Source organism: Sulfurimonas sp. (genome assembly GCF_034005705.1).
Classification (GTDB): Bacteria; Campylobacterota; Campylobacteria; order Campylobacterales; family Sulfurimonadaceae; genus Sulfurimonas.
The window spans coordinates 1-19,654 of record NZ_JAVEUF010000007.1; the positions used below are offsets into that span (position 1 = coordinate 1).

The window sequence follows — 19,654 nt, forward strand, 5'->3', positions numbered from 1 at the left end:
CCCATTCCGAACCCAGAAGCTAAGCCTCTCATCGCTGATAATACTGCACCTTTCAGGTGTGGGAACGTAGGTCGCTGCCTAGTTGGTCATTTCCTCTACAATATAAATAATCAAAACAAAAGCATGAAAACTTATTCAATCAATCCAATTTATTTAAATCAAATCTTTTAATCAGTTAGCAACGACTTTTCAATATTCCATCTATGTTCTATATTGTGCATATTTACTCTTTTTAATCTATCCAAAAAGTACTCTCTTGCGACCTCTTTTGCACCTAGGCTTTTTAGATGCTCTGTCGGTACCTGACAATCTATAAAGTCATATCCCCAAAATTTTAGATGTTTTACCAAAACTCCGTAAGCAGATTTTGATGCATCGTTTACGAGAGAGAACATGGACTCTCCGCAAAATACTTTACCTACGACAACCCCATAAAGCCCGCCTACAAGTTTTCCATCTTTATAGCTCTCAACGCTATGTGCCATACCCATACCATGAAGAAGGGTGTACGCTTCTATAATATCGTCTTGTATCCAAGTACCGTTTTGGTTATCTCTCTTTACAGTGCTGCACTGTTTTATAACCTCTGTAAAGTTTGTATCAAACCTGTACTCGAATTTTTTCATGCTTTTTTTTAAAGAGCGGCTTAGTCTGAAATCATCCAACTCCATAATAAGCCTGGGGTCGGTTGACCACCATATAACAGGGTCATCTTTGCCGTACCACGGAAATATGCCGTTTTGGTAGGCGCGAATGAGCCTAGACGGATTTAAATCGCCTCCCCAGGCGACTATGCCGTCTTCGTTTGCGCTGTTTGGGTCAGGAAAGAGCAGGTCGTATTTTGAGAGTTTTGGTATATTCAAACGCCGGACTCTTTAAATTTTAAAATCAATTTTTTGTTAAAAGAGACATTTACACTTCCGCCGTTTTTCAGTTTGCCAAAGAGTATCTCATCACTGAGCTTGTTTGTTATATTGTCATGAATATATCTTTTGATCGGTCTTGCACCCATTTCAGGAGAGTAGGCGCTTTTGGCGATAAACTCTACGGCTTTTGGGGATAGTGTTACGGTTATTTTTTTCTTTTTTAGGTCACTGTTTAGCTCTTCTATAAATTTCTCTACAATGCCTTTGACAATTTCACTATTTAGTTGAGAAAACTCTACAACCGCATCAAGCCTGTTTCTGAATTCCGGGGTAAAAAAGAGTTTAAGCTCCTCATTTTTCGAGAGCGAATCATCTTTATTAAATCCCATAACGCTTCTGGCAGTCGCACCTACATTTGATGTCATTATTAATATAACGTTTTGAAAATTAGCCTTGTATCCGTTATTGTCGGTCAGGGTTGCATTATCCATGATCTGAAGTAAAATATTTACAAGATCAGGATGTGCTTTTTCGATCTCATCTAGGAGTAAAACAGTATATGGGTGTCTTTTTATAGCTTCTGTCAAAAGACCTCCCTGCTCATATCCGACGTAGCCAGGAGGTGCTCCGACAAGACGGCTTACGGCATGCTTTTCCATATATTCGCTCATATCAAATCTCTCAAAATTTATGCCTAGAGTTTGACTGAGAGAGAGGGCTAGTTCCGTTTTGCCGACTCCGGTTGGGCCGGAGAACAGAAATGATGCAATAGGTTTGTTCTGCGGAGTAAGACCTGCTTTGGATATTTTTATCGCTTTTGCAACTTCTGCTACAGCTCTGTCCTGTCCTATTACTTTTTTACGTAAATTCTCTTCCAGATTTGCAAGAGAGAGTGTTTCGTCATGAGTCACTTTTGAGTTTGAAATACCGACAATTTTTGAGATGGTGTTTTCGATATCATTTGAACCTACAACTCTTTTTTTCTTGTTTTTAAGATGAAAAGATGCGGCGGTCTCATCTATAAGGTCGATCGCTTTGTCCGGCAAGAATTTATCAGTAATATATCTTTTGGAGAGATCAATAGCAGTTTTTAAAGCCTTGTCGGTAAAGGTCACATTGTGATATTCTTCATATTTGCTCTTTAGCCCTTTTAATATTTTATATGTTGTTTTAGCAGACGGCTCGTTGATATCTACTTTAGAGAATCTTCTGCTTAGAGCCTTGTCTTTTTCAAAACCGTTTCTGTACTCTGCAAATGTAGTCGCGCCCATGCACTTTAGTTCGCCTGATGCAAGGGCAGGTTTTAGCTGATTTGCCGCATCCATAGTTCCGCTTGTCGCACCCGCACCTATAAGAGTGTGGATCTCATCTATAAAAAGAATGGCATTTGGGATTGATTTTAACTCATCCATAACGCCTTTTAGACGTTTTTCAAAATCTCCTCTATATTTTGTTCCTGCAAGCATTGCTCCCAGATCAAGTGCATAAAGCTCTGTATTTTGTATGATGGGAGGAACTTTGAGAGCGACTATGTTTAGCGCCAACCCCTCTGCAATAGCTGTTTTTCCGACACCAGCCTCTCCTACTAAAATAGGGTTGTTCTTTTTTCTGCGGCATAGTATCTGTGTGACTCTTTGTATCTCGTCGTCTCTGCCGATCACCGGGTCTATTTTTCCCTCTCTTGCTTTTAGAAGCAGATTTATAGAGTATTTTTCAAGGTATGAGTCATTCTCTTTTAAGTTCTCTTTCTCGTTGGTATGTGAAATAACTTCCAAAATATCCAGTCTTGAAATATGAGACTCTTTTAAGAGTGCGTAAGCAAAGGAGTTCACTTCATCATAGATGGCAACTAGCAGGTCTCCTATATCAGCGCTCTGCTGACCTGAGCCTTGAATATGTTTTATCATTCTCTCGATCAGTCTTGAGAGTGCAAGACTCTCAAATGGCTCCTCTTCTATATTTTGCTCAAGTGTACCTATGTTTGTGTCTATATAGTTTTTCATAAGCTCTTTCATCTTAGCTACGTCTCCGCCGCATGCGAATATGATCTTCGCACCTTCGGGTGAGTTTAGTATCTGGTAAAAGACGTGTTCAATGGTAATATACTCATGTCTAAGCTCTTTTGCATATAGAATAGATTTTTGAAAAACTTCGTTTAATGTATAACTTATCACTACTCTTCCTCCATCTCGGCTCTGAGAGGAAATCCGCTCTCTCTGGCTCTTTTATGCACCTGCATAACCTTGGTCTGTGCTATCTCGTGGGTATAGACACCACAAATACCTTTGTCTTTTTTATGAACTTCAAGCATGATAGCCTCTGCTTCCTCATAACTTTTATGAAATATGCTCATGAGAACATCTACGACAAAGTCCATAGAAGTATAGTCGTCATTTAAAATAAATACTTTATATTTTTTAGGATATTTCAGCGATATCTCGTTGATGGTCTCTAAATCTGTATTTGTTGCCATAATTTTCCTATAATAAATTTTCTTACAAAACCAAAAACAGATTCGCTGAGGCTTCGCTGGGCTGCAGAATCGCTCACTTAGTTTTTAATTTTGTAAGCAGTCTAATTGTTAAAAATTATAACAAAATAGAGATAACTATGACAAAACGAATTTTCGTAACTGCTACAAACACAAATATAGGCAAAACATATACGACAAAACTTCTTCTTAGAGAGTATGCTTCCCGCGGTCTTAAGGTAGGCGTAATAAAGCCGATAGAGACCGGTGTCGTCAACGGATATGCAGAGGACGCTGAGGAGCTTTTGGAGGAGGTGAAAGAGCTAAATACCAAACTATGGCATCTTGAGGCCGAGGATATAGCACCGATCATCTATGAGATGGCAGCAGCTCCGTTTGTCGCTTCAAACAATGCACCGCTTGATCTGAAAAAAATATTGACAAAAATAGAGGAGCTTGAAGCCTTCTGCGACATCATTATCATTGAAGGTGCCGGCGGGCTTTACGTTCCCATTGATGAGAAGTATATGATGGTCGATCTTATCTCGCTGCTTAATGCAAAAGCTCTTCTTGTAACTCACTGCTCTCTTGGCTGCATAAACGACACGCTGCTAAGCAAAAAAGCTTTAGAAGAGAGAAAAATAGAGCACGCTGTGGCGTTTAACTGCAAAGAGGATGATGAGAGCTTCTCTAAAATATCCGAGCCCTACTTTTTAAAAACGGATTTTAGGGTTTTAAAACTCTCCCGTGATATTGATATTATATGTGATGTCTTGTATAATTTATGAATTATTTTAAAAAAAGAGCGTTATGAAACATTTAACTACGACTGCAGATTTTACGGTTAAAGAGATAGAGGCAATATTACAAGATGCCGACCTGTTTGGCAAGAGCATAAAAGATGGTGCAAAGCTTGATAAGATATTAGAGGACAAGATCATAGTCACGCTCTTTTTTGAAAACTCTACAAGGACAAGAAGCTCTTTTGAGATAGCAGCAAAGAGGCTTGGAGCGGAAGTTGTGCATCTGGATGTCGCGAACAGCTCTACCAAAAAAGGCGAAACACTCGTAGATACGGCAATGAATCTTGATGCAATGAGCCCGCATGCTATAATTGTCAGACATCAAAACTCCGGTGTTCCTAAAATCCTCTCAAATCATACCAACGCTTCGATAATTAATGCCGGAGACGGTGCTCACGCTCATCCTACTCAGGCACTTTTAGACCTTTTTACGCTTAAGAAGCATTTTGGTGATGTAAGGGGAAAAAAGATAGCGATCGTGGGTGATATAAAAAATTCAAGAGTTGCAAACTCCAATATTGAACTGCTTGGCAGATTCGGCATGGAGGTCATTTTAGTCGCTCCTCCGCAGTTCTTGCCAAAGACAGATCTAAGAAGTACACATTTTTTAAAAGAGATCATTGATGAAGTGGATGTCATCATGAGTCTAAGAACACAGACCGAGAGACACTCTTCCCAGACCTACGCATCTCTAAAAGATTATGCAAGCGACTTCTGTATAACGACCGAGCTTTTGGGGGAGAGAGATATAGTGCTGCTTCACCCTGGGCCGGTGCATAGAAATATAGATATTTGCGACGCACTGTTGGCAGATAAGAGGTGCAAAGTTTTAGAACAGGTCTCAAACGGCGTAGCGATCAGAATGGCAGTGCTTAAAAAACTTATTTATGACGTTTGATGATCTAAACTCTCTGGGCAAAAAGAGGGAGCCTTTTTTATTTATTTCCGACTTTTGGGCAAAAAACCTCAAAGTCATCCCTCTTGGCGAACTTGACTCACAAGACGTCGAATACTCCACTACAAAAAACTACTCTATAAAATCTCATGCGGACTTTTTTGATAAGCAGACAGTCTCATTTGGCGACTATAAAAAAAAGTTTGACCTTGTGATAGATAGAATAAAAGCGGGCGACACCTATCTTTTAAATCTCACACAGCCTACAAAAGTAAAGAGCGAGATGAGCCTAAAAGAGATGTTTGTATGTGCAAATGCGCGCTATAAGCTTAGATACAAAGATGAGTTCGTCTGCTTCTCTCCCGAGCAGTTTGTTGAGATAAAAGGCTCTAAGATATCAACCTTTCCTATGAAAGGCACCATAGATGCCTCAATACCAAATGCAAAAGAGCTTATATTGAACAATCCAAAAGAGATGGCTGAACATGTTATGGTAGTGGACCTGCTAAGAAATGATCTCTCCATCATGGCAAAAAATGTCAAAGTAGAGGAGTTCAGATATATAACAAAAATAGAGGCGGGAGATAAAGAGCTTCTGCATGTAAGCTCGCACATAAGCGGAGATGTGGGGAGCGATTGGCATGCAAAAATCGGGGATATTTTAAAAACGCTCTTGCCTGCGGGAAGTATAAGCGGAGCGCCAAAAAAGAGCACTTTAGATATAATTGACGAGGTTGAAGATTATGAGAGGGGATACTTCAGCGGAGTATTCGGTGTCTATGACGGCAAAACGTTTGAGAGTGCGGTTATGATAAGGTTTATCGAGAAAACCAAAGACGGCTATATCTACAAAAGCGGCGGAGGAATAACTCTGGAGAGTGATGCCAAAAGCGAGTATGAAGAGCTTTTAAACAAAGTTTATCTGCCATAAAAGAGGAGATAGTAATGCTTAAACTAGATGGTTTTTTTACAAGTGGATGGGATTTTAACGAGACACAGCAGGACCTGAAAAACAGATATCAGATGGTAAATATCGGTATACTGCTCTCCGGAGGCGGACTGATATACGGGATAATAGGAAACTATGTAAGAGAGATCCCAGGTTTTATCCCCATAGAGATCACCCTTTTATTTATGAATATCATAATGTTTTTTGCTCTAAGAAGGTATCGCCACTTTTTTGAGTTCTTTGCAATGACCATGACGCTGCAATATACTTTTTTATTTCTGTTTCTCATCTATACTGGTGAGCCAAGCGATCTTAAGCATCTCTGGATCTTCACATACCCCATAATACTTCTATATTTTCAAAAGACCGTACATGCGGTATATTGGCTTCTCTTCGTTCTTTTTATGCTTATTATAGCGCCTCTGCAGAGCCTTTTGGATATAAAATATACGATGTACCAAGTTACATACATCTCTTTTGTTTTGGTCATAATCAGTATAATTATCTACTTTTATCAAAAGAAGATAGATGAAGCGAGATCTGTTATTGTAGAGCAGCAAGAGATGCTGCGAAACTTTAACTCTGAGCTTGAAAAGCAGGTAAAAGACAAAACTACAGAGCTTACCAAACTTAACGAGTCGCTGGAGCTAAAGGTCGAGCAGAAGCTTGAAGAGCTAAGAAGCAAAGATCAGATATTGGAGGCTCAGTCAAAACAGGCGGTGATGGGTGAGATGATAAGTATGATAGCGCATCAGTGGAGGCAGCCGCTCTCTACGATTACGCTGCAGATAGCCAACCTTCAGTTTAAGCAGCTGCTTGGGCAGGACAGAAGCGGTGAAGATATTGATGAAGCCCTTAGCAATATCAGTGATACCATAGTCTATCTATCCGATACGATCGATGATTTTCAGACCTATTTTCATCCAGATAAAGAGATGCAGAACATCGAGATACATGACCTGCTTCAAAGGGCTCTAAACTTTGCAATGTCTAGAGTAAGCGACAGAGGGATAAAGATATCAATCAGCAGGAGCGAGGAGATAGAGGTTAAGACCTATATAAATGAGCTCGTACAGGTCGTGCTAAATATTTTAAACAATGCTATAGACGCACATAACGAGGTCAAGAAAAATGACTCTTTTATAAATATCGGTGCAAAAATAGTCGGCGAGAGGGTCTTTATATATATCGAGGATAACGCAGGCGGCATAGATAGTCAAAATTTGCCGCACCTTTTTGAACCGTACTTTAGCACCAAAGGCAAAAACGGAACGGGGCTGGGTCTTTATATGAGCCAGATGATAATAGAGAAGCAGTTCGGCGGAGAAATAGGAGTAGAGACATCTAAGGATGGATCACTTTTTATTATAAAGATTCCTAAAAATATTGCTTAAGAGTTTTTGAGCTATAATTTACCAAAATGACTTAAGGTTTGTAGATGTATTTGAAAGATTTGAAGTTCTCTTTGTGGGCAGATTTTATAGAGAGAGACTACTTGGACAGAGAGTTTAAAGAGCTGATAGAGAGCGGTATCGTAAACGGTGCAACGTCCAATCCGGCAATATTTAAAAATGCAATTTTGACTTCAAGCGCGTATAAAGAGCAGCTCTCAAAACTCGGTTCATTGTCGCCCAAAGAGAAGTATGAGGCTCTTGCGATCTACGATATACGAAAAGCCTCAGAAATACTCGAGCCTTTGTATAAAAAAGGTGATGACGGCTATGTGAGCATAGAGGTAGATCCATATCTTTGCGACGATGCCGATGCTACCATAGAAGAAGGCAAGAGGCTATACTCTGAGATAGAGCGCAAAAACGTGATGATAAAAGTTCCCGCTACTGAGGCCGGCTACGTTGCAATGAGAGAGCTTGTAGGAAGCGGGATACCGGTAAATGCCACCTTGATATTCAAAAAAGAGCAGGCTGTCTCATGTGCAGATGCTTTTAGAGAGGGTCTGGCACAATATGGAGCGAAGGTAGATACCGTTATAAGCGTATTTGTAAGCAGGATAGACAGAGCACTTGATGAGGAGTTAGCTAAAGGCGGAGTAGAGGTTGCACTCAGCGGAATCTACAACAGTGCAGATATCTACTCGGAAGTAGAGTCAATGGGAGTAGAGGGGTGCAGGACTCTTTTTGCAAGCACAGGCGTAAAGGATGATTCGCTTCCTCCTCACTACTATGTGGAGAAACTTTTAGCATACAACAGCGTAAATACTGCTCCGGTAGATACGATAAAAGCGTTTCATCAAAACGGCCTGAAGCAGAGTGCTTTACCGATCCCAACCCATACAATAAAGGAACATTTTGAAAAGGTCAGAGGTTTAGGCATAGATTTTGATTCTCTGCTGGATAAGCAGATAGCTGATGGATTGAAATCTTTCAAAGATGCATTTAAAGATATATTGGAGTCATTATGAGCGAAAATAGAAATGAAGTGGATGTAAGTCAATTAACGTTTGAGCAGATCAAAAAGATCAGAGCTTATCTTAAAAAGCTCATTGAAAACGGAGGAAGTGACTTGCATGTCAAGTCAAACGGTGTTATCAGAGCGAGAATCAACGGAACCATTGTTCCGTTTTCTGGCAGTATTTTCTCCTACGACGATGCTATGACTTTGGCTAAAGAGATACTAAGAGGCAGGTATGCGGAGCTTGTTGAGAATAAAGAGGTCGACCTTGTCTATCAGTTTGACGAGCGTAACCGTTTCCGTGTAAATATCTTTTTTCAAACAGACGGTCCCTCTTTTGTATTCCGTGTTATTCCTATGACCATTCCTACGATCGATGAGATGAAATATCCGGAGATGATAAGAACTTTTACCAAAGAGACGCGCGGGCTTATCCTGGTCACCGGAACAACGGGTAGCGGTAAGTCAACTACGCTTGCGGCAATGGTGCATGAGATCAATACAACTCAAAAAAAGCATATTATAACCATTGAAGATCCTATTGAATTTGTGCATAAAGATAGAGGATGTATCATAAATCAACGCTCGTTAGGACAAGATACTCTCTCTTTTGATAGAGCTCTAAGAGCTGCTTTACGTGAAGACCCGGATATTATACTTGTCGGGGAGATGAGGGACCGCGAGACCATAGAGCTTGCACTTCATGCGGCAGATACGGGACACCTGGTCTTCTCAACGCTTCACACACTTGATGCAAAAGAGACCATTAACCGTATTATCGCAATCTTTCCAAATGAGGAGCAGAATCGTGTTCGTCTCTCTCTTGCCGGCGTTTTAAAAGGGGTAATATCGCAAAGACTTATTCCTACAAAGGAGGATAAGCGAATTGCGGCTATGGAGATACTTGTTAAGACGCCTACGATTGAGAAGCTGATACTCGAAAACAGGGATTATGAGATCAAAGAGGCGATAGAAAAAGGTCGTGAGCACTATAAGTCTCAAAGTTTCGATCAGCATATTCTGGATATTTACAATGCTGGAATCATCACAAAAGAGAGAGCTAAAGATTATGCTACAAGTGCGTCTGATCTTGAGCTGAAGATGAGCGGACTCAACAGCGGTAATGCGGCGGATGTACTTAAAAAAGCGGAGCGAAACGGCAATGCAAGAAGCATTGATGAGGATGTTTTTGATTTAAAATAAGTTTTAACTACAATTAAAGCTTAAATAAGTATAATTCCAAACATTTTTTATTAAGGATTTAACATGTTAGAAGGCATTATTAGAGAGAGTATTGGCAAACAAAGCACGAAAGCGCTTCGCCGCGATGGTTATCTAATTGCAAATATTTACGGAAAAGGGCTTGAAAATATTCACGCTGCATTCAAAGAGAATGAGTATATCCGTACTGTTCGCAACAAAGAGACTTTATCGTTCCCGGTAAAAGTTGGATCAAAAGAGATGAATGTTGTTGTTCAGTCGTATGAAGCACATCCCGTAACATCTAAACTTTTACATGTTGACCTGATGGTAGCACAACCAGGTGTTGTGACACACTACCATGTACCAGTTGTTCCACAAGGTGAAGCAATAGGACTTAAGAACAAAGGTCTTGTACACATTTCAAAACCTCGTCTAAGAGTAAAAGCTGCGATCGAGAACGTTCCTAATGCCATCAATGTTGATGTTACAAAAATGGACGTAGGCGATGCAAAAATGGTACGTGATCTTGCAAAGGTAGATAACGTTACATTCACAGATTCTGATCGCGTATCTGTACTGAGTGTAATCAAAGCTAAGTAATCATGCTTATAGTCGGTCTGGGTAATCCTGGCCCGAAGTATGAAAAGACTCGTCATAACATAGGTTTTATGGTTATTGACGAGCTTGCTAAAAGGCTTGACGCCCAAAAGCTCTCTTCCTCGTCATTTAACGGCGAACTCTTCAAGTTTTCAAATCATTATCTATTAAAACCACTTACTTTTATGAATCTATCAGGCATATCTATTGCAGCCGTAAAAAAGTTCTATAAAATCGAAGAAGTAGTTGTAGTACATGATGATTTAGACCTGCCATTCGGCACGCTTCGTTTTAAAAAAGGAGGCGGTCATGGCGGACATAACGGACTTAAATCAACGGATGAGAATATCTCAAGAGAGTATATAAGAGTGAGAATGGGCATAGGAAAGCCCGAACATAAAGGGGAGGTCTCCTCTTATGTTTTGAGTGATTTTAACAAAGATGAGCAGGAGCATTTGGCCAAATGGATATCTTTTGCGTCTGAAGCCGTTGAATCTTTGCTTGAGCATCCGTTAGAAGATGTAAGCGCTAAATATACAATTAAAAAATTTCAGCTAAAATAGCACTACATTTTTTAATTGGACTTGCACACTATGTTGGCGTTTAAATATATCTCTTTTCATTACATAAAATACTTTCTTATTATTTTAAGCGCACTTGTGATGTTCCTGGTCGGATTCGACTATATGGGAAGTGCCGAAAAACTCGACATTTCTGCGAACCTTCTTCTTATCTACCTTGTCTATAAGACCTTTTTTGCCATCGATATGCTTCTGCCGCTCTCGCTTGTCTTTGCAATGATAAGCACCAAGATATTTCTTATCCGCTCAAATGCTTTGGTCTCTTTTTACTCTTTGGGCTACTCAAGGGTTGATATTCTCAAGCCATTTGTTGTGGTATCTACTGTAATAATTCTTATTTTTATATCACTGCATTCGGTCTCAAACTTTGCAAGAGCGGATGAGATGGCTAAAAACATTCGCAAAAATGCTCAATACCTAAGCCCTACAAGGGATCTTTTCTTTACATACAAAGACAAGTTCGTCTACTTCTCAAAGATGCTCCCGCTGCAGGAGAGCGCAGTGGATGTAAGGGTATTTAGTTTCAGCAACAACTCTCTAAAAGAGGTTCTGGTTGCAAAAAGAGCGAGATACCGGGATGATGCGTGGCATATAAATGCAGCGGATATAATTACAAAACCTGATGAGATCAACTTTGACTCTTTGGGGATAAAAGTCACAAAAGAGAAAGATTTAAAGATACTTCAAGGCTTTCGTCCTAAGATGCTCGACCAGGTTTACGAGGGTAAAGTGAACTTTACCATAAAAGATGCGATCGATGCGTATATGCTCCTTAATGAGCAGAAGATAAATACGGATGTCGTCAAAAGTTCACTATACAAGATATTTGTATACCCGTTCTTTGTGCCGAGCCTTGTTGTTATTATCTTCTTTTTCGTGCCAATCAGTGTAAGATTTTTAAATATTTCTCTCTTTAGTTTTGCAGCAATAATATCTTCATTGATGATATGGGCAGTGCTGTTTGCGCTAATTGAGCTCTCAAGCCACAAAACACTCGCAAGCGAAGTAGGAATCATACTTCCCGTCTTTATTCTCTTTTTGATAGCTCTTCGGCAGTGGAGAAGATATCGCCTCGCTACTTAAGGGTTTATAACAAAAATATAAGTACTTTTTGGATAGAATGCCCTAAAAAATATTCGGGACTTTTATGATCAATTTTAGAGAACTTGCATCCAAATACAAAACACCGCTTTATATATATGACCTGGATTATATGACAAAGCAGTACGAAGAGCTTAAAGAGGCTTTTAAAGGGAGAAAATCCCTTCTGGCATATGCAATAAAATCAAACTCCAATCTCAGCGTCATCAACCATTTCGCCCAAATGGGAAGCGGAGCCGACTGTGTCTCCATCGGAGAGGTGCGCCGTGCATTTTTGGCTGGTGTTCCAAGCTATAAGATAATTTTCTCAGGCGTAGGAAAGAGCGATGAAGAGATACGCGAAGCGATTGAGAAAGACATACTCTACATAAACGTAGAGAGCGAGGCTGAGCTTGGACGTGTAGAGCTTATTGCAAAAGAGCTTGGCGCAAACTGCAGGATCAGCATAAGAGTAAATCCGAATATTGACCCGTTGACGCATCCATACATCTCTACAGGACTTCATGACAACAAGTTCGGAGTAGACATAGAGAGTGCGAAGAGAATGTATATCCGCGCGAACAATTCAGAGCATCTCGACCCTGTCGGAATCCATTTTCACATAGGGTCTCAGCTGACAGAACTAAAGCCTATCTACGAGTCTGCCGAGATTGTATCTGATATGGTGCGCTCACTTCAAAGCATAAAGATAGAGTTGAAGTTTTTTGACATCGGCGGAGGACTCGGTGTGACCTATAAAGATGAGGTTACCATAAAACCTTACGATTACGCACAGGCGGTACTTGGAACTTTAAAGGGACTTGACCTGACGATAGTGTGTGAGCCTGGAAGATTCTTGACCGCAAATGCAGGATATTTTTTAACAAAAGTACTCTATGAGAAGAAGAACGGAGCGAAGAGATTTGTCGTAGTTGACGGCGCTATGAACGATCTTCTGCGTCCGAGTCTTTATAAGGCGTATCATAAGATCGAGGCAATAACCCAGAGTAAAGGTGAGCTTAGTGAGGCGGATGTGGTCGGTCCTGTTTGCGAGAGCGGCGACTTTTTTGCAAAAGAGTGTATGCTGCCGACTCTGGAGCATAACGACCTGCTTGTTATCCACAGTGCCGGAGCTTACGGTTTTGGAATGGGAAGCAACTACAACACAAGAGGAAGAAGTGCCGAAGTTGCTATAAAAGGCGGCGAATCAAGAGTTATTCGCAGACGCGAGGAGTTTGAAGATCTTATAGCGCTAGAGAAAGATTATTTGGTTAAATAAGATGTATTTTATTGATGTTCAAGGTACTCTCATCAGCGACGAAGATAAATCTCCTATAAGAGGGAGCATTGAGTTCATAGACAGACTCAATGAAAAAAATATTCCCTATATGATCCTTACCAACAACACCAAAAAAGCATCTTTGGATTTTTACAACTTCCTTCGCTCAAGTGGTTTTAATTTTGATTTTTCACGCTACCTTGACCCTTTGATGCTCCTAGAATCACGCGTTGCAAAAGAGAGTGTCGCGGCATACGGCGCTGCAGAGTTCTTGGAAGTTTTAAAAAAGATGGGCTACACACTCAACTATGAAAACCCAAAGAGTGTTTTGATCGCCATAAAAGAGGATTTTTCTGCGCAGGAGTATGCGCAGATAATCGACTTTTTGCTAGGAGGCGCATCTCTGGTCGGGATGCATGAGACCTCAATATATGCTAAAAATGCCAAAAGATACCCCGGAGTGGGAGCGATATTGAAGATGCTTGAGTTTGCGACATCTTGCAGCTACGACGTTGTTGGAAAGCCGAGCACCTCTTTTTACTCCGAGGCGTTGGCGGCGATTAGAAAGCAGCAAAAAGATGCGGAGTTTAGCGATATAACTATCATAAGCGATGATGTAAAGGGAGACTTGGGCGGAGCAAAAGAGCTCGGGATGAAAACAGTGTTCGTTACAAGCGGAAAGTATAAGAGTGCCGGCGAGATAATCCCCTTTTTAAAAGAGGAGCTAAGACCTGACGCGGTTTATGCAGATATGCAAGAAATTTTGGAGGCGTTATGAAAACATTAGATGATTGCAGAGTAGCGATTGATGCTATAGATGATGAGATATTAAAACTGCTCAATCAAAGAATGGAAGTTGTCAAACATGTGGGCGAGATCAAAAAAAGCTCTAACGGTGCAATCTACAGACCCGAGAGAGAAAAGGCGATTATTCAGAGATTGACCGAGCAGAGCATTGAGCAAAACGGAGCATTGAATGCTGCTGCAATCGAGGCTATATTCTTGGAGATATTTGCGGTCTCAAGAAATCTAGAACTTCCCGAGCGTATAGCGTATCTGGGCCCTGAGGGGAGTTTTACCCATCAGGCAGCAGAGAGCCGTTTTGGAGCTATGAGCGACTACCTCTCTCTTAGCTCTATCCACTCTGTTTTTAAAACGCTAGAAGCAAAGAGGGCAAAATTCGGCGTTGTCCCGATCGAGAACTCAAGAGACGGAGTTGTAGGCGAGACGCTGGACCTGCTTGCAAAAAGCCCGGTTAAAGTTGTTGCAGAGCTCTATATGCCGATCCATATGTCATTTGCTACAAAAGCGAAAAAACTGAGTGAAATTACAAAGATATACTCAAAAGACAAGGGGTTTGGACAGTGCAGAGAGTTTTTGCAGGAACACAACTTGGTCAATGTTGAACAGATTCCTGTCGAGTCGACCGCAAAGGCCGCTATAATGGCAGCCGAGAATCCAAATGCGGCTGCGATCTGCAGTCATATTGCCGCAAAGCTATACGGCGTTCCGACGATGTTTGATCATGTCGAAGACGACATAGGCTCGCAAACCCGCTTTGTAATATTAAGCGACTTTAAAAATCAAAAAAGCGAAGATGACAAGACATCTATCCTGGTAAGACTTAAGGACTCAGTAAAAGCAGGTTCTTTGGTCCATTTTCTACAGGATTTTGATGCAAAAAAGATAAATCTATCAAAAATAGAGTCCCGTCCTCTAAAAGAGAAGGGTGGATTTGAGTATCTGTTTTTTATGGATTTTTACGGTCATATAGATGATAAAAATGTTCAAGAAGTGCTAGAAAAACATAAAGATGAGGTAACTTGGCTAGGAAGTTACGTAAAAGGTGAAGAGATTGAAGTTCAATAAAAATTTGCAAAATATTAAAACATATGAGGCAGGAAAGCCTATAGAGTTGGTCGTAAGAGAGTTTGGTATAGAGCCAAAAGATATTGTGAAGCTCGCTTCAAACGAAAATCCTCTGGGTTGTTCGCCAAAAGTTATAGAGGCTGTCGGTGCAATATTGCCAAAGATGGCGCTCTATCCTGACGATTCGATGATAAAGCTTAAAAATGGTCTTAGTGCCAGATACGGCGTGCAAAACTCCAATGTGATAATCGGTTCGGGAAGCGATCAGGTCATAGAGTTTCTTATCCATGCAAAAGCTTCAAACGGCACAAAGATTCTAATGAACTCCATAACATTTGCCATGTATGAGATATACGCTAAGCATGTTGGCGCAGAGGTTATAAGAACTACTTCACAAGAGCATGATCTTGATGAGTTCTATGAGCTTTACAAAGAAGAGAAGCCCGAGATTATCTTCATCTGTACACCGAACAACCCTACCGGAGACGCACTTGATACCGACAAGATATATGACTTTTTAGGCAAAATAGATAACGATACTCTTGTAGTGATAGACGGTGCATATATGGAGTACGCAATTGCTAAAGAGAGTAAAAAAGAGATAGTTCCAAAAGAGCTTATAGAGAAGTTTGACAATGTTATCTATCTCGGTACTTTTTCAAAGGCATACGGTCTTGGCGGTATGAGAGTCGGGTACGGCTTGGCGGAGAGTAAAATAATAGAGGAGCTCTATAAGCTGAGACCTCCGTTTAATATTACGACACTCTCTTTGGAAGCGGCAAGCGAAGCGCTAAATGACGAGGAATTTGTGAAGAAAAGTATAACTCTAAATTTTGAGCAGATGAAACGCTATGAAGAGTTTGCAAAAGAGCAAAAAATAGATATAATAAACAGTTATACTAATTTTGTAACGCTTTGTCTTAACCCTGAGCAGGACTCTACAAAGATATCAAATCAGCTCTTGCAAAAGGGTATGATTGTTAGAAACTTAAGCAGTTACAACATGAACGCTATAAGAGTTACAGTGGGCACACATGAACAAAACAGCCGTTTTTTTGAGCTGGTAGTACAATATTTGTAATAAAAAAATTGGAAATTGATGGATTTTAAGGTACTTTTTTCACAACTGGTCGTTTTGTATGACAAGCTGACCAAACAGCAGAAGCTTATCATTGGTTTTGCGGTTGTAGGCATTGTTGCATTTTTAATCTTCATGGTTGTTTACACGGCTAAAAAAGATGCTCTAAGTCAGTATGAAGTTCTTTTTGATTCATTAACCTCTGAAGACGCTGCCAAAGTTGTAGAGCAGCTTGAAAAAGACAATGTTCCGTACGAGCTTTTTGACAACAATATCATCAAAGTCCCAAAGAGTGCGGTTTATAAAGAGCGTATAGCTATCGCATCGCTTGGTATCCCGAAAAACAGCGGCGTTGGGTTCGAACTTTTTGACAAACAGGAGTTCGGTTCAACAAGCTTTGACCAAAATGTAAAGTACCTTCGCGCTTTAGAGGGGGAACTCTCGCGTACCATTAACGCTCTGGCTCCGATAGAGCAAGCGAGTGTCAGCCTTGCTCTTCCAAAAGAGACTCTCTTTGTTGAGAAAAAAGCTGATCCTACTGCGTCTGTCATGCTTAAGCTGGTCGAGGGCAGAAGACTCTCTACCAAGCAGATCAGAGGTATAAAGAACCTTGTATCCGCTGCCGTTCCAAACCTGACTCCCGCAAATGTAATGCTTATAGACAGCGACGGCGAGACTCTAGGAGATGAGGATGAGATGACTCAGATGGGTGAGCTCTCGGCCGTTCAACAGAGCTACAAGGCCAAAGAAGAGAAGAAAAAGCAAAATAAGATCATAGAGGTTATCTCTCCTTTTGTCGGCGGTGACGACAAGGTGGTAGCTCAGGTCACTATAGAGTTCGATTTCTCTATAAAAAGCTCGACTTCCGAGGTTTATGATCCGGAAAACGTTGTAAGAAGCGAGCAGATAAGCGAAGAAAAAAGAGAGGGCGCAACTCCTGCAGAAGTAGGCGGAGTTCCCGGCACGATAAGCAATATCGGACCTGTAGAGGGGCTCTCAAACAACCAGACGACAGAGAAGTATGAGAAGAATACAGGCACTACGAACTATGAGGTAGGCAAGACAGTCTCTACGATAAAGAGCGAATTTGCACGCATAAAAAGAGTGACAGCGGCTGTCGTTGTTGACGGAAAATATAAAACAAAACTGGATGCCGATGGAAATCCGACAGACGAGATGGAGTATGAGCCTCTCTCTGAGACGGATATTGAGGCTCTGTCTGCTTTGGTGAGCCGCTCTATCGGGATAGATGAAGAGAGAGGGGATCAGATAAGCGTCCAGAATCTTCAGTTCAAGCTTCCTGAAGTCGATAAGACGCAGCAGAGAGTAAATCAGGCGGTAACATTCTCTCAAACGTATCTGGCTCCGTTTTCCGAGCTCTTTAAGTACCTTTTTGTTCTTCTGCTTCTACTTATTCTCTACAAGAAGGTCATCTCTCCGTTCGCAGAGAGAATGCTTGAGATATCAAAAGAGGAAGAGGAGGTCGGCAAACCGCTTCTTGATATCGAAAACGATGCGGACGAGGATCTTGTCGAGAAGGTTCAATCTATGCGCCGCAAAGTTGAAGAACAGCTTGGCGTTGGAGAAGGGTTCAGTGAAGATGAGCTTAAATACGATGTTCTTCTAGAGAAGGTGCGCGGCATGATAGATGAGTCACCTGAAGCGGTGGCACTTGTTCTTCAAGCATTGATGACGGAAGAAGCGGATGTATCAATTAAATAGAGGTAAGAAGTAGATGAATTTAAGTCCGACACAGCAGGCGAAATTTGATGAGATGAGCATGGCGGAGAAGATCGCGATACTGCTTATGCAGATGGGCGAAGATGCTACTGCTGCCATATTTACAAATATGAACGTTGATGCTATAACGGAAGTCTCAAAGCATATCGCTACAAACAGAAGTGTGGACAAAGCTGTAGCAATTGCTATACTTGAAGAGTTCTATGCGATTTTCCAATCAGGGCAGTTCATCACATCCGGCGGTCTTGAGTATGCAAGAGAGCTTCTTTACAGAACACTCGGCCCCGAAGAGGCAAAAAAAGTACTTGAAAAACTCTCAAAAAGTATGCAGGAGACCCAAAACTTTGCATATCTATCAAAGATCAAGCCTCAACAGCTCTCAGACTTTATTATCAACGAGCATCCTCAGACAATCGCTCTTATCTTGGCTCACATGGATGCGACAGAGGCGGCAGATACGCTTCAGTATTTTCCGGATGACCTAAGAAGCGAGGTCTCAATGAGAATGGCGAAGCTTGGCGATATATCTCCTTCGGTCATCAAAAGAGTCTCCGCAGTGTTAGAGTCAAAACTTGAGTCTCTTGCTTCGTACAAAGTCGAAGTCGGCGGTCCTCGCGCTGTTGCAGATATCTTCAACCGTCTTGGGGCAAAAGCCTCTAAAGAGACTTTGGCTAAGATCGAAGAGAGAGATGAAGAGATGTCTAACCTCATTAAAGAGATGATGTTCACGTTCGAAGATATAGAGACACTCGATAAAAATGCGATAGTCGAGATTCTAAAAGCTATTGAAAAACCTGATCTGATGCTTGGACTCAAAAGTGCTCCTGAAGAGCTTAAAGAGAAGTTCTTCAGCGCTATGAGTGAGAGAGCAAGAGAGGCATTTGAAGAAGAGATGCAGTTCATGGGCGCAGTTAAGATGAAAGATGTCGAGAGTGCCCAAAGAAGAATTGTCGAGGTGGTAAACGGCCTGGCTGAGGGCGGAGTGATCCAGCTTGGAAGTTCAACTGAAGAGATGGTGGAATAGTTTGTCAAGTATAATCACTAATCAAAGAATAGCAAAACATAATGTTGATAAGTACAACTTTAAGGTTTTAGCCTTTGGTGCTGACGATACCCAAAATGAGGCGCCTCAATCATCGCTTGTGGCTAAAAAACCTCCAATTCAAGAGGAAGTACAGCAAACAGCTGAAGACAAAGAGATCGATGCTACTGCAATGAGTTCAAGTTCAAAAGACTCTTTGATAGAGTCTCTGCTTAAAAAAACAGATGAGATGTCATCGAACTTCATCAAACTTCAGATGAAGCTTGAAAATATGAGCGAAGAGCATAAGGCGGAGCTCTCAAAGGTCAAAGAGGAGTCTTATGCCGAAGGTGTAGAAACGGGCAAAGAGCTACATGCGAAAGAGGGCGAAAAAGGCGTAACCGATGCAATCTCTATGTACTCTGCCTCCGTTGCCAAACTTGAGAGTAGTGCAAAAGAGTTTGAGAGTGCTCTGGAGGGTATCAAGGAGGAGCTTGTAAGTGCGGCTCTTGATATTGCAAAAGAGGTTATAAAGATCGAGCTTCAGGAGAACTCCAAAAAAGTGGCGTTCACCTTGGCAAAAGAGCTTATAAAAGAGCTTCAGAGCGCATCTAAAGTTGTACTTAGAGTAAACCCAAAAGATCACGGAGCAATTTCACAGGCAGTCGGTTCACTGGCACACGTAGAAGTAATTTCAGACAGCGCAGTGAGCCTTGGCGGAGTTATAGCGATAAGTGACGCTGGCAATATAGATTCACAGATATCAAAAAGATTTGAACGCGTAAAAAGAGCGGCATTAAGTGAGTAAAATTTA

At 41.2% G+C, this 19,654-nt stretch carries 19 protein-coding genes; 16 read left to right on the plus strand and 3 right to left on the minus strand.

What is annotated here, in order from left to right:
• Window positions 1-167: 167 nt before the first annotated feature.
• Genes aat through RBR61_RS05035 form a run of 3 tightly spaced genes read right to left on the minus strand, consistent with a single transcriptional unit; the run spans window position 168 to window position 3,339 of the window.
• Window positions 168-863, minus strand: a complete 696-nt coding sequence (gene aat / locus RBR61_RS05025) for a leucyl/phenylalanyl-tRNA--protein transferase (RefSeq protein ID WP_320342518.1) — start codon at window positions 861-863, stop codon at window positions 168-170.
• Window positions 860-3,040: an ATP-dependent Clp protease ATP-binding subunit ClpA gene (gene clpA / locus RBR61_RS05030; RefSeq protein ID WP_320342519.1), complete on the minus strand. Its 2,181-nt coding sequence runs from the start codon at window positions 3,038-3,040 to the stop codon at window positions 860-862. Before clpA ends, aat begins: the two co-directional genes overlap by 4 nt.
• Entirely contained in the window at window positions 3,040-3,339 is a 300-nt protein-coding gene (locus RBR61_RS05035) for an ATP-dependent Clp protease adaptor ClpS (protein WP_320342520.1), read from the minus strand. The genes clpA and RBR61_RS05035 overlap by 1 nt, the downstream gene beginning before the upstream one ends.
• A 137-nt stretch (window positions 3,340-3,476) precedes the next feature.
• Between RBR61_RS05035 and bioD the strand changes: the two genes are divergently transcribed.
• From bioD to fliH, 16 genes are all read left to right on the plus strand, one after another.
• Window positions 3,477-4,124, plus strand: coding sequence for a dethiobiotin synthase (bioD, locus tag RBR61_RS05040; RefSeq protein WP_320342522.1), 648 nt, complete (start codon window positions 3,477-3,479; stop codon window positions 4,122-4,124).
• 22 nt (window positions 4,125-4,146) lie between these two features.
• On the plus strand, window positions 4,147-5,037 hold the full coding sequence (locus tag RBR61_RS05045) for an aspartate carbamoyltransferase catalytic subunit (RefSeq protein WP_320342523.1): 891 nt from the start codon (window positions 4,147-4,149) through the stop codon (window positions 5,035-5,037).
• The gene (locus RBR61_RS05050) at window positions 5,027-5,965 is read left to right on the plus strand and encodes an aminodeoxychorismate synthase component I (protein WP_320342524.1); all 939 of its coding nucleotides are present in this window, start codon (window positions 5,027-5,029) and stop codon (window positions 5,963-5,965) included. Before RBR61_RS05045 ends, RBR61_RS05050 begins: the two co-directional genes overlap by 11 nt.
• A 14-nt stretch (window positions 5,966-5,979) precedes the next feature.
• Window positions 5,980-7,377 carry an ATP-binding protein gene (locus tag RBR61_RS05055; RefSeq protein ID WP_320342525.1) on the plus strand — a complete coding sequence of 466 codons (1,398 nt, stop codon included), beginning with the start codon at window positions 5,980-5,982 and terminating at the stop codon, window positions 7,375-7,377.
• A gap of 44 nt (window positions 7,378-7,421) precedes the next feature.
• The gene (locus tag RBR61_RS05060; RefSeq protein WP_320342526.1) at window positions 7,422-8,402 is read left to right on the plus strand and encodes a transaldolase; all 981 of its coding nucleotides are present in this window, start codon (window positions 7,422-7,424) and stop codon (window positions 8,400-8,402) included.
• Complete coding sequence (locus RBR61_RS05065; RefSeq protein WP_320342527.1) at window positions 8,399-9,595, plus strand: PilT/PilU family type 4a pilus ATPase; 1,197 nt, start codon at window positions 8,399-8,401, stop codon at window positions 9,593-9,595. The genes RBR61_RS05060 and RBR61_RS05065 overlap by 4 nt, the downstream gene beginning before the upstream one ends.
• Window positions 9,596-9,658: 63 nt before the next feature.
• Window positions 9,659-10,195, plus strand: a complete 537-nt coding sequence (locus RBR61_RS05070) for a 50S ribosomal protein L25/general stress protein Ctc (protein WP_320342528.1) — start codon at window positions 9,659-9,661, stop codon at window positions 10,193-10,195.
• A complete protein-coding gene (gene pth, locus RBR61_RS05075; protein WP_320342654.1) occupies window positions 10,195-10,755 on the plus strand; it encodes an aminoacyl-tRNA hydrolase in 561 nt (186 codons plus the stop codon). The genes RBR61_RS05070 and pth overlap by 1 nt, the downstream gene beginning before the upstream one ends.
• Before the next feature lie 30 nt (window positions 10,756-10,785).
• Window positions 10,786-11,856: an LptF/LptG family permease gene (locus RBR61_RS05080; RefSeq protein WP_320342529.1), complete on the plus strand. Its 1,071-nt coding sequence runs from the start codon at window positions 10,786-10,788 to the stop codon at window positions 11,854-11,856.
• Window positions 11,857-11,920: 64 nt separating this feature from the next.
• Window positions 11,921-13,132, plus strand: coding sequence for a diaminopimelate decarboxylase (gene lysA, locus RBR61_RS05085; RefSeq protein ID WP_320342531.1), 1,212 nt, complete (start codon window positions 11,921-11,923; stop codon window positions 13,130-13,132).
• Window position 13,133: 1 nt separating this feature from the next.
• Complete coding sequence (locus RBR61_RS05090) at window positions 13,134-13,910, plus strand: HAD-IIA family hydrolase (protein ID WP_320342533.1); 777 nt, start codon at window positions 13,134-13,136, stop codon at window positions 13,908-13,910.
• Window positions 13,907-15,001: a prephenate dehydratase gene (gene pheA / locus RBR61_RS05095; protein ID WP_320342536.1), complete on the plus strand. Its 1,095-nt coding sequence runs from the start codon at window positions 13,907-13,909 to the stop codon at window positions 14,999-15,001. Before RBR61_RS05090 ends, pheA begins: the two co-directional genes overlap by 4 nt.
• Window positions 14,988-16,082: a histidinol-phosphate transaminase gene (hisC, locus tag RBR61_RS05100; RefSeq protein WP_320342537.1), complete on the plus strand. Its 1,095-nt coding sequence runs from the start codon at window positions 14,988-14,990 to the stop codon at window positions 16,080-16,082. The genes pheA and hisC overlap by 14 nt, the downstream gene beginning before the upstream one ends.
• 18 nt (window positions 16,083-16,100) lie before the next feature.
• A complete protein-coding gene (fliF, locus tag RBR61_RS05105) occupies window positions 16,101-17,801 on the plus strand; it encodes a flagellar basal-body MS-ring/collar protein FliF (protein WP_320342538.1) in 1,701 nt (566 codons plus the stop codon).
• Between the two features lie 13 nt (window positions 17,802-17,814).
• Window positions 17,815-18,843 carry a flagellar motor switch protein FliG gene (gene fliG, locus RBR61_RS05110; protein ID WP_320342539.1) on the plus strand — a complete coding sequence of 343 codons (1,029 nt, stop codon included), beginning with the start codon at window positions 17,815-17,817 and terminating at the stop codon, window positions 18,841-18,843.
• Window position 18,844: 1 nt separating this feature from the next.
• Window positions 18,845-19,648: a flagellar assembly protein FliH gene (fliH, locus tag RBR61_RS05115; RefSeq protein WP_320342540.1), complete on the plus strand. Its 804-nt coding sequence runs from the start codon at window positions 18,845-18,847 to the stop codon at window positions 19,646-19,648.
• Window positions 19,649-19,654: the final 6 nt, after the last annotated feature.